Genomic DNA, 7,513 nt, shown 5'->3' with positions numbered 1-7,513 from the left:
GGAGCATTACGGCTCCACAACGCGGAAGGGGTCGGCGGCGGGTCGCGATCGACTCCGTCGAACATTCGTTCTATTCTGCGGCGGTGCCGCAGATGTCGCTGTTCTCCGCGGAGGCCCGGCCGGCCGGGCTCGCCGACCTCGCCGGGCTGCTCTGCGGCCCGGGGCGGATCGCGCGGTTCGGCGCGGGCGACACCGCGCGGCTCGACGTCCCGCTCCCGCACGCCGGGCGTGAACGGGCGCTGCGGGCCGTCGTGGCCGCCCGCGACGTCACCCTGCGCGCGGACGAGGACGGCGCGTCCGTGCGCAGCGCCTACCGCCGCGACCTGGTGCCCCTGGCCCGGGCCTGGACCGGCCCGGGCGGCGCCAAGTGCGTCCCGGCCGGCTTCCAGCTCGACGGCGCAGCACTGCGGCTGTGGGCGCTGGCCGCGGGCTGCGCGGACCTGCGCGGCGGCTACCTGCTGCTGCTCGACCCCGACGCCGCCGACACGCACGGCGCCCTGGTCGCCGCCACCACCCGGGCCGGCCTGCCGCCGGCGCGGCTGGTCGCCGGGGAATGCGGCGTCCCCGGCCCCGCGTTGAGGATTCACGGAGCCCGCCGGGTGGCCCGGCTGGTCGAGCTCGTCGGCCCGGCGCCGTCCGGGCTGGACCCGGCCGAGTGGCCCCGCTACCGGGCCCGAGCGGCCGCCTGACCTGCCGGATCCGAGTGGGAATAAGCTTCGCGTCACCCGCCGAACGGATCAGGGTGGGGTGCAACCCGCCGCACGGCTGTGCGACGGTGTGAGATCGTGCGGACCGAGACCGGGCGTTCACACCCCGCGACCAGCGGGTGGACGCGCCGTACCGGCAACCGCACGTGGGCCGCGACGAGCGGCCGCCAACGGCGAGGACGTCGCCACGAGAGAGCGACGCGGCCGGAGAGATGGGGTATGACCAGGTGGCAACGGGAACGACCAGTTCGGGCACGACACACGCCGAGTCGGCAGAAGCCGGTGGAAGCCCCCGCACGCCCACCACGACGGCCACGGCGCCGAGCCGTCCGCTGAAGCGACTGGTGATCGTCGAGTCCCCCACCAAGGCGAAGAAGATCGCGCCCTACCTCGGCAGCGACTACATCGTGGAGTCCTCGGTCGGTCACATCCGTGACCTGCCGCGCGGGGCCGCGGACGTGCCGGCCAAGTACAAGGGCGAGTCCTGGGCCCGCCTGGGTGTGGACGTGGACAACGCGTTCAGCCCGCTCTACATCGTGACGCCGGAGAAGCGCAGCACCGTCTCCGAGCTGCGCGAGGCCCTCAAGTCGGTCGACGAGCTCCTGCTTGCGACGGACCCCGACCGCGAGGGCGAGGCCATCGCCTGGCACCTGCTGGAGACGCTCAAGCCGAAGGTCCCGGTCCGCCGGATGGTCTTCCACGAGATCACCGAGTCGGCGATCCGGGCGGCCGCGGAGAACACCCGCGAGCTCGACCAGGACCTCGTCGACGCGCAGGAGACCCGCCGGATCCTGGACCGCCTCTACGGCTACGAGGTCTCCCCCGTGCTGTGGAAGAAGGTCATGCCGCGGCTCTCGGCCGGCCGCGTGCAGTCGGTGGCGACGCGGCTGATCGTGCAGCGCGAGCGGGAGCGCATCGCGTTCCGCTCGGCGCAGTACTGGGACATCGCCGCGACCATGGACGCCGGCGCCGAGGCCAGCCCGCGCCAGTTCGGCTCACGCCTGGTCGCCGTCGACGGCACCCGGGTGGCGACCGGCCGCGACTTCGGCTCCGACGGCAAGCTGCGCAACGACGAGGTCCGGGTGCTCGACGAGGGCGGCGCCCGCCGCCTGGCCGAGGCGCTGCAGGGCCGCGACCTGACCGTCTCCTCGGTCGAGTCGAAGCCGTACACGCGCAAGCCCTACGCGCCGTTCATGACCTCGACGCTGCAGCAGGAGGCCGGGCGCAAGCTGCGGTACTCCGCCGAGCGCACGATGCGCGGCGCGCAGCGGCTGTACGAGAACGGCTACATCACCTACATGCGGACGGACTCGACGACGCTGTCCGACGCGGCCATCTCGGCCGCCCGCAGCCAGGCCCGCGAGCTCTACGGCGACGCCTACGTCGCGGACAAGCCGCGCCAGTACACCCGCAAGGTCAAGAACGCCCAGGAGGCGCACGAGGCGATCCGCCCCGCGGGTGAGTCGTTCCGGACGCCGGGCGAGATCGCCCGCGAGGTCGACGGCGACGACTTCCGCCTCTACGAGCTGATCTGGCAGCGCACGATCGCGTCCCAGATGAACGACGCCCGCGGCACGTCGGTCAGCGTCCGGATCACCGGGACGGCCGGCACCGGCGAGGAGGTCACGTTCGCCTCGTCCGGGCGCACGATCACCTTCGCCGGGTTCCTCAAGGCCTACGTCGAGACCGTCGAGGAGGGTAGCGGCGGCGAGGCCGACGACGCCGAGTCGCGGCTCCCGCAGCTCACCGAGGGCCAGGCGCTCACCGCGGCCGAGCTGACCGCGGAGGGCCACTCCACGAACCCGCCGTCCCGGTTCTCCGAGCCCAGCCTGGTCAAGCGGCTCGAGGAGCTCGGGATCGGCCGCCCGTCGACCTACGCCTCGATCATCAAGACGATCCTCGACCGTGGCTACGTGTGGAAGAAGGGTTCCGCGCTGGTCCCGTCCTGGGTCGCGTTCTCGGTGATCGGGCTGCTGGAGCTGCACTTCGGCCAGCTCGTCGACTACGACTTCACCGCCGCGATGGAGGACGACCTCGACTCGATCGCGTCCGGGTCGGACTCGCGCACGGACTGGCTCAACGGCTTCTACTTCGGCGCCGCCAAGGGTGGCGAGGGCTCGGTCGCCCGCGCAGGCGGGCTGAAGAAGCTGGTCGGGGCGAACCTGGAGGAGATCGACGCCCGGACGGTGAACTCGATCCCGATGTTCACCGACGCCGAGGGCCGCGACGTCGTGGTCCGGGTCGGGCGCTACGGCCCCTACCTGGAGCGCATGGTCGAGGAGAAGGCCCAGCGCGCGAACCTGCCCGAGGAGCTGCCGCCGGACGAGCTGACCGCGGAGATCGCGGAGAAGCTGTTCTCGGTGCCGCAGGAGGGCCGCAAGCTGGGTACCGACCCGGTCACCGGGCACGAGATCGTGGCGAAGGAGGGCCGGTTCGGTCCGTACGTCACCGAGATCCTGCCCGAGCCGGAGGCCCCCGCCGAGGGAACCGCCGCGGCGAAGAAGAAGGCGCCGGCCAAGCCGAAGCCGCGCACCGGCTCGCTGTTCAAGTCGATGGTCGTGGACTCGGTCACCCTCGAGGACGCGCTGCGGCTGCTGTCGCTGCCGCGGGTGGTCGGGACCGACCCGGAGTCGAACGAGGAGATCACCGCCCAGAACGGCCGCTACGGGCCCTACCTGAAGAAGGGCACCGACTCGCGGTCGCTGACCGACGAGGAGCAGCTGTTCGCGGTCACCCTGGAGCAGGCGCAGGCGATCTACGCCCAGCCCAAGCAGCGGGGACGCAGCGCCTCGGCCCAGCCGCCGCTGCGCGAGCTCGGTGAGGACCCGTCGACCGGCCAGAAGATGGTGATCAAGGACGGCCGGTTCGGCCCGTACGTCACCGACGGCCAGTCGAACGCGAGCCTGCGCAAGGGCGACTCGGTCGAGGAGCTCACCGACGACCGCGCCTCGGAGCTGCTCGCCGAGCGCCGTGCCAAGGCCCCGCCGAAGAAGGCCCCGGCCAAGCGCGCGCCCGCGAAGTCGACGGCCGCGAAGAAGCCCGCAGCCAAGTCGACGACCACCAAGTCGACGACGGCGAAGAAGGCCCCCGCCAAGCGCACGACCACCCGCAAGACCCCCACGAACTAACCCGGCACGGCCAGATCGACAGAACGAGCGTGGCGTTCGTCGCGTAGACCGCTACGAACGCCACGCTCGTTCTGCTTGGTCGGTGCGCGGGCTCAACCGACGAGCTGCTTCTTCACCGCTGCGGCGATCCGTCCGCCCTCGGCGCGACCCTGCGCCGCGGCGTTGGCCTTCTTCATGACCTGGCCCATCTGGCGCGGGCCGGGCTGCTCACCGGACTCCGCAGCGACGTCCGCGACGGCCTGGCGGGCGAGGGTGTCGACCTCGTCGTCGGAGAGCTGGGTGGGCAGATAGCGGGCCAGCACCTCGGCCTCGGCACGCTCCTGGGCGGCCTGCTCGGTGCGCCCGGCCGCGGCGAACGCCTCGGCCGACTCGGCGCGCTTCTTCGACTCCTTGGTGATCACGCCGAGCACCTCGTCGTCGGAGAGCTCGCGCGCGGTCGTGCCGGAGACCTCGGCGTTGCCGATCGCGGTCAGGGTCAGGCGCAGGGTGGCCTTGACCAGCTCGTCACGGCTCTTCATGGCGGCGGTCAGATCGGCGCGCAACTGCTCCTTGAGGGTGCTCACGGTCGTGCACCCTAGTCCGGCTCATCGGCGTCGTACGCTGGGATTCGTGAACACCTGGTCCCGCCTCGCCCTGGGAACGGTCGCCACCGGCGCCACCGCGCTCGCCTACTCCGTCGGCATCGAGCGCCGGCACTGGACGTTGCGGGAGGCGACGCTGCCGGTCCTGGCCCCGGGCGCCCGCCCGCTGCGCCTGCTGCACGTCTCCGACCTACACCTCACACCCGGCCAGCAGAGCAAGATCCGCTGGGTGTCCGAGCTGGCCGCGCTGGAACCCGACCTGGTGATCGACACCGGGGACAACCTCGCGCACGCCGCGGCCGTCCCCGGGGTGATCGCCGCCCTGGGCCCGCTGCTGGAGCTCCCCGGGGCGTTCGTGTTCGGCAGCAACGACTACTTCGGCCCCACCCCGAAGAACCCGGCCCGCTACCTGCGGCGCGGCGACACCCCCCGGGTGTACGGCGAGAAGCTTCCCTGGGAGGACCTGCGCGCCGCCCTGCGCGAACACGGATGGCTCGACGCCACCCACGCGCGTCACCACCTCACCGTCGACGGCCGCACGATCTCGATCGCCGGCGTCGACGACCCGCACATCAAGCTGGACCGCTACCCGCGGATCTCCGGCCACGACGCCGACGCCGACCTCCGCCTGGGCCTGACCCACTCCCCGGAGCCGCGGGTGCTCGACGGGTTCGCCGCGGACGGCTACGACCTCGTCCTGGCCGGGCACACCCACGGCGGGCAGCTCCGCATCCCGGGCTACGGCGCGCTGGTCACCAACTGTGGGATCGACCGCTCCCGGGCCCGCGGGGCCTCGCGCTGGGGCAGCCACACCCGGCTGCACGTCTCGGCCGGCCTGGGCACCTCGCCCTACACCCCAGTGCGCTTCGCCTGCCCCCCGGAGGCGAGCCTGCTGACCCTCCTCCCGCGCCCGGTGACGTCGACCGCGGAGCGGGACACCCCCGCGGCGGCCGGCCGGGGCATCGGGTAGAGTTCCCTTCGGTCCGCGGGGATGCCCGCGGCACTCGGGGTGTGGCGCAGCTTGGTAGCGCGCTTCGTTCGGGACGAAGAGGTCGCAGGTTCAAATCCTGTCACCCCGACCACACAAGGCCCTGGTCACAGACTCAAGCGAGAGTCGCAGGCCAGGGCCTTAGTCGCGCGTAGAGCGGTTGCCGGAGCATTCCCGCCTCAGACCGGAGCCCGGTGCCGTGCGACGTGATGCACCGTCGCCACCTCACTCCGCAGGATCTCGCTGTGTTCGTCCCCCCGCATCGGTCCACTCCGCTCGACGTCGTCGTGCACGGTGGTACCGGTTCAGCCGGACGGGGCGACGGCCCAGTCGGGCATCGGGGGAAACGGCGCGAGTCGGTAGGCCGGAGGTTCGGTGCCGCGCAAGTGACGAACGAGGTAGTCCCAGGTGCGCCGTGTGACGTAGTGGAAGCGACCGTGGAAGTTGTGCTCGACGCCGGGAATGACGAGCATGTCGACGTCGGCGTCGGCTTCGATGAGCGCGTCGACCAGCCGCATGCTCTGGTGGGGCAGGACGTTGTCGTCGAGCTCGCCGTCGATGAGCAGGAGCTTGCCGCGCAGATGGCCGGCGTGCACTGTGTTGATCAGTGCTCCGCGGTTCTCCTCGGTGATCTCCCCATGGTTCTGTTCGACCCAGAACGGCAGGTAGGTCGAGAAGTCGTGGGGGCCGGCTTGCGCGACGCCCACCGAGTAGAAATCCGGGCGGGTGAGCAGGGCCCGGGCGGTGAAGAACCCGCCGCCGGAGTGGCCGGTGATGCCGACCCGGTCGGTGTCGAGCCAGGCGTGGCGTCGGCCGAGTTCGCGGATGGCGGCGACGTGGTCGTCGAGCGCCGCTGACATCCCCAGGTCGCCGTAGGAGTGATCGAGGAAGGCCTTGCTGCGCGCCGGGGTGCCCCGGCCGTCGAGTGCGACGACCGCGAAGCCGAGCGCGGCCAGTGCTTCGGGTTCGCCGGTGAACAGGTCACCGAACGCTGGTGACGCCCGGTGGATGTTGGGGCCGGGGTAGGTGTGGTCGACGACGGGGTAGCGCCGGGCCGGGTCGAAGCCGTGGGGGCGCCACAACAGACCGTAGATCGTGGTGCGCCCGTCGGCGGCGGTCGTTCGGAACCGCTCGGGCGGGCTCCAGCCGGCCGCCTTCAGCGCCGTCGTGTCCGGAGCCTCGAGCTCGACCAGCACCTGGCCGTCGTCCCCGATAACTCGGGTGCGGGGCGGGAGCGCGACGGTCGATGCGCGATCGACGACGTAGTCGCCACCGTGAGGTGGTGCTATGGCGTCGTGGTCGAGGTCGTCGTCGGTGATCCGGACGAACCCGCCGCCGTCGAGGTCGACCCGGCAGATCTGCCGGACGTAAGGGTCGTCGTTCAGCCCGCACGCGAGGAACCACACCCGACGGCGGTCCTCGTCGACCCGCAGCACCCGGCGAACCAGCCACTGGCCCGCAGTGAGCTGCCCGCGCAGTTCACCGTCGGCCGAGTAGAGGTACAGGTGGCCCCAGCCGTCACGCTGCGACCACCACAGGATCTCCCCCGAGTCCAGGACGCGCATCAGCGGCGGGATGTGCAGGTACGGCGAGGGATCCACTCGGGTCCGGCCGGTCTCGGTGATCAGCGTCGTCATCGCACCTGTGTCGGGATCGAGGCGGCGCAACTCGAGAGTGCGGCCGTCGCGCGACTGGTGCAGGACGTGCACCGCTTCGCCCGTCTCTCCGGTCCACCACCGCCGGTCGAGGGCGTAGGGGGCCGTCAGCACCTCCGGTCCGCCCGCGGCCGTGATGTTCTGCCCGGTGCGGACGTCGAGAACGTGCCACGTCATCGTCGCCTGTGTCTCGTCGCCGGGCATCGGGTAGCGGATGTGGTGGGCCACTGGTCGGCCGCCGCTCTTCGGCGCGGCCTCGACCAGAACTTGTTCGGGGAGCTCGCGCTGGTCGATCCGGTGGGTGATCAGCCGGGTGGAGTCCGGCGACCATGCCGCCAGGAGCAGCGATCCCATGCCCAGTAGGGGGAGCTTCAGCTTGGTCGCCGCCTCGGGCAACCCGCCGTAGTCCCGGTGGAGCTCGGCGTCCTCGGTGAGCGCGAACTCCTGCTGCCCG

At 71.9% G+C, this 7,513-nt stretch carries 5 protein-coding genes and 1 tRNA gene; 4 read left to right on the top strand and 2 right to left on the bottom strand.

Features of this window, described 5'->3' with window-relative positions:
• Window positions 1-92 precede the first annotated feature (92 nt).
• Window positions 93-689: a hypothetical protein gene (locus I4I78_RS27510; protein WP_218614411.1), complete on the top strand. Its 597-nt coding sequence runs from the start codon at window positions 93-95 to the stop codon at window positions 687-689.
• A gap of 245 nt (window positions 690-934) precedes the next feature.
• A complete protein-coding gene (gene topA / locus I4I78_RS27505) occupies window positions 935-3,835 on the top strand; it encodes a type I DNA topoisomerase (protein WP_374225927.1) in 2,901 nt (966 codons plus the stop codon).
• Window positions 3,836-3,927: 92 nt separating this feature from the next.
• On the opposite strand, the gene I4I78_RS27500 is transcribed toward topA, so the two are convergent.
• Window positions 3,928-4,398, bottom strand: coding sequence for a GatB/YqeY domain-containing protein (locus I4I78_RS27500; protein ID WP_218614409.1), 471 nt, complete (start codon window positions 4,396-4,398; stop codon window positions 3,928-3,930).
• A gap of 46 nt (window positions 4,399-4,444) precedes the next feature.
• Here I4I78_RS27500 and I4I78_RS27495 point away from each other — a divergent pair, with 46 nt between their 5' ends.
• Complete coding sequence (locus tag I4I78_RS27495; RefSeq protein WP_308252392.1) at window positions 4,445-5,386, top strand: metallophosphoesterase; 942 nt, start codon at window positions 4,445-4,447, stop codon at window positions 5,384-5,386.
• Window positions 5,387-5,421: 35 nt separating this feature from the next.
• Window positions 5,422-5,498: transfer RNA gene (locus I4I78_RS27490), tRNA-Pro, on the top strand.
• Between the two features lie 211 nt (window positions 5,499-5,709).
• On the opposite strand, the gene I4I78_RS27485 is transcribed toward I4I78_RS27490, so the two are convergent.
• On the bottom strand, window positions 5,710-7,513 hold a 1,804-nt coding region (locus I4I78_RS27485; RefSeq protein WP_218614407.1), incomplete at its 5' end, for a DPP IV N-terminal domain-containing protein.

The organism is Pseudonocardia sp. KRD291, assembly GCF_019263595.1.
GTDB lineage: Bacteria > Actinomycetota > Actinomycetes > Mycobacteriales > Pseudonocardiaceae > Pseudonocardia.
The sequence above is the reverse complement of the archived record's forward strand: the minus strand, read 5'-3'. Positions and strand labels throughout refer to the sequence as shown.

Coding starts and splice junctions, on each gene's coding strand:
- I4I78_RS27510 (WP_218614411.1), top strand. CDS start 93: ATGTCGCTGTTCTCCGCGGAGGCCCGGCCGGCCGGGCTCGCCGACCTC.